This is a genomic window from bacterium, from assembly GCA_040757115.1.
Taxonomy (GTDB): domain Bacteria; phylum UBA9089; class CG2-30-40-21; order CG2-30-40-21; family SBAY01; genus JBFLXS01.
Genome location: JBFLYA010000278.1, coordinates 1 through 3,363, shown reverse-complemented (window position 1 = coordinate 3,363; position 3,363 = coordinate 1). Strand labels below are relative to the sequence as shown.

The window sequence follows — 3,363 nt, the reverse complement described above, 5'->3', positions numbered from 1 at the left end:
CGGATTACTGAAGAGACTGCTAAACTTGATAATCGGATTACTGAAGAGACTGCTAAACTTGATAGACGGATTACTGAAGAGGTTGCTAAACTTGATAATCGGATTACTGAAGAGACTGCTAAACTTGATAGACGGATTACTGAAGAGGTGACTAAACTTGATAATCGGATTACTGAAGAGACTGCTAAACTTGATAGACGGATTACTGAAGAGACTGCTAAACTTGATAGGCGGATTACTGAAGAGGTGGCAAAAATACAAACACAGATAGCTCAATTTAAAACAGAGATTATCAAATGGATGTTTCTTTTCTGGATTGGACAACTTGTTACCGTTGCAGGACTTATAAAATGGCTAAGATAACTGTAAGTACTCAGATAGCATTTAAAAAGAAGAATGAAAATTCGAGGTTAGGAATTTGGAATTCGGGAAAGGAATATACTTTTTTAAACTTTTAACTTCATTTTTGGATGAAAGGATATGATTATGAAAAAATTAACTATCTTGGTAATAGGAATGGGGTTAGTATTACTTAATCAAAAAACTGGCTTTAGCTACTTTGGTGAAGGCGTCGGGGCAAGGGCATTAGGTATGGGAGGAACTTTTGTCGCGGTAGCCGAAGGAATTGATAGTTGCTTCTGGAATCCTGCCGGATTGGGGAATATAAAAAAGTCAGAACTAACAATTATGCGCACAATGAATAACCGAGAGATAACTACTTATCACGAGTGGTTAGCGGCAGGAACTAAATTGGGTGATTATGGAGGAATAGGAGTGAATTATGTGCAGTTTAAAGCAGGATTCAAATGGTACGAAAAGGAAACTGATGACCTGACTCATTATGCGATTGATGATGAATGGGTTGGTTTAGCCTTTGGAGGTTATGGAACGGGACAATTTCAAAATGTCGCAATGGGTGTTAACATCCGAAAAAGAACTTCATCGCTTTTGGTCGGAACATCTGCGGATGATTTCAAATGGTCTGATTGTCCACCAACAGGACATACAACAGATGTTATCGAGTATGATGTTGGTATTTTGTATCATGTAAATAAGGAATTCTCACTTGGGCTTATCGTGCAAAATTTAGATGAACCGGTTATCCATTATGGGGAAGATTCGCCAATTTACGATTTTTCCTGGAAAAAAATTATTAAACCAGGGTTTGCCTATAGACCAGATGATAAAACTATTTTTGCGATAGATATTTACGATTGGACACTAGATAATGTATATGATACAAAGATAGATATGGGGCAAAGTGGGGTACGCGTAGGCTTTGAGAAATGGTATGAGGATAAACTGGCGATACGGGCAGGGCTTTTGAATAAATATTATCATACTATAGGATTTGGGGTTAGAGGGGAATTAAAGAAGTTTTTCCCGGAATTAAAATATGATATTGATTATGCCTTATTACAAGGTGGTGGAGCAGGAACGCATTTCCTTTCTTGCACGGTGAAGTTTTAGATAATCATTTGTTGGACGCAGATGAACGCCGATTTTCAAGATTTTAAATACTAACTATTATTAGCCACCAAGGCACAAAGGCACTAAGAGATAAAGAAAATATATGAAATATGTTTTTGCTATGAGATATCCAAATGAGGATTAAAATACCAAATGATTCTTTAATCTTGGTGTCGTGATGTCTTTATGGTTTATTTTAATGTTTATTATCCTGATAATCTGCGTTCTATTATTGAAATAGTTAGCCATAGGCGGGATGGCAGAGTGGACGATTGCGGCGGTCTTGAAAACCGTTGACGGGGTAACTCGTCCGTGGGTTCGAATCCTACTCCCGCCGCCAGCAAATAGTAGTCAGTAGATAGTTGACAGTAATCAGTAGACAGGAGGAAAGTGCGAATTAGCAAATTAGAGAACTGGAATATTTTAATTCTCTAATTCGCTAATCACTAATTCACTAAGTGGAGAGGTGCCAGAGTGGTCGATCGGGGCTGCCTGCTAAGCAGTTGTGCGGTGTATAACTGCACCCTGGGTTCAAATCCCAGCCTCTCCGCCAGATAATTGCTAATCCTGTCCCACAATTTTTACTGGACACCGTGAAAAGTAATAATTCACAATTGACAATTCACCATTCTCCATTAGTAAGGAAATTTAGGGAAGAAATGGTGAATGGTGAATTGCGAATGGCGAATGGTGAATGAATGTAACATTGTCCAGTAAAACTTATGGGTAAAGATAAGAGATAACTAAGGGATGAAGGACAATCCATTTCTTGTTCTAACAAACGGTCGTCATACATCCCTTATTAATTTTTAAGAGACATTCAATTTTAGAAGAGGAGGTTTAAAAAACAATGGGATTAGTGTATATCGATGGAGAACTTTTTAAAAAGGAAGAGGCAAAGATTTCTGTTTTTGACCATGGCTTACTTTATGGTGATGGGGTATTTGAAGGAATCAGGGTATACAATGGCCGGGTATTCAAATTAAATGAGCATTTAGAAAGACTGTATAAATCAGCAAAATATATTATGCTCACTATACCTTTAACAAAGGAAGAATTAACTAAAGCCGTTATTGAAACAATAAAAGCCAATGAATTACAGGATGCCTATATTAGATTACTGGTCACAAGAGGAGCAGGAGATTTAGGGTTAGACCCGAAAAAATGCCCAAAACCTTCTGTTATCATTATTGTGGATAAGATAAGTTTATATCCAAAGGAATGTTATGAAAATGGATTGGAAATAGTTACCGTGCCTACTCGGAAAAATATTCAAGAAGCTTTAAGTCCCTGTGCGAAAACATTAAACTATCTTAACAGTATTTTAGCACGGATTGAAGCGAGTAATGCCGGTGTCTTAGAGGCAGTGATGTTAAACACCGAAGGATATGTTACTGAATGTAGTGGAGATAATATCTTTATTATCAAGAATCATACCCTGACTACACCGCCTTTATGGGTAGGTGTCCTGGAGGGGATTACACGAGATACGGTGATGAAAATAGGTGAAGAGATGGGACTAAAGGTGGTTGAAAATGTCTTAACTCGGTTTGACCTTTATACCGCAGATGAATGTTTTTTGACTGGCACAGCCGCTGAGGTAATTCCAGTGGTGAGAATTGATAACCGCATCATTGGAACGGGCAAACCAGGTATCACTACTTTAAAGATTACAGAAATATTCCATAAATTGACTCAAAGAGAAGGAACAGAAATTTATAAGTGACAGGAAAGGTAAAAAGGAGAAACCCGCCTGTCCATAATGGTGGACACAAAGTCTTATGGTGAAATGTCAAGTAAAAAATTAAGTTTTTTTAAAAATATTTTTCTTGACTTATATCCCTAAAAAGGCACAAAAATAGTATGTTCGGATACAAGTGAATTTTTTAAATA

The 3,363-nt window shown here is 37.3% G+C and carries 3 protein-coding genes and 2 tRNA genes; all 5 read left to right on the top strand.

Going from position 1 to position 3,363, the window contains the following annotated elements; genetic code table 11:
• The coding region (locus AB1422_16970; GenBank protein ID MEW6620995.1) for a coiled-coil domain-containing protein at nucleotides 1–363 on the top strand (363 nt) is incomplete at its 5' end.
• Nucleotides 364–486: 123 nt separating this feature from the next.
• A complete protein-coding gene (locus AB1422_16965; GenBank protein MEW6620994.1) occupies nucleotides 487–1,470 on the top strand; it encodes a hypothetical protein in 984 nt (327 codons plus the stop codon).
• Nucleotides 1,471–1,720: 250 nt separating this feature from the next.
• Nucleotides 1,721–1,810, top strand: a tRNA-Ser gene (locus AB1422_16960).
• A 120-nt stretch (nucleotides 1,811–1,930) separates the two neighbouring features.
• A tRNA-Ser gene (locus AB1422_16955) sits at nucleotides 1,931–2,023 on the top strand.
• A gap of 297 nt (nucleotides 2,024–2,320) precedes the next feature.
• Entirely contained in the window at nucleotides 2,321–3,196 is an 876-nt protein-coding gene (gene ilvE / locus AB1422_16950) for a branched-chain-amino-acid transaminase (protein ID MEW6620993.1), read from the top strand.
• Nucleotides 3,197–3,363 lie beyond the last annotated feature (167 nt).

Bases quoted from the DNA above. Each gene is read 5' to 3' on its own strand.
- AB1422_16965 (MEW6620994.1), top strand. From the start codon at position 487: ATGAAAAAATTAACTATCTTGGTAATAGGAATGGGGTTAGTATTACTT.
- ilvE (MEW6620993.1), top strand. From the start codon at position 2,321: ATGGGATTAGTGTATATCGATGGAGAACTTTTTAAAAAGGAAGAGGCA.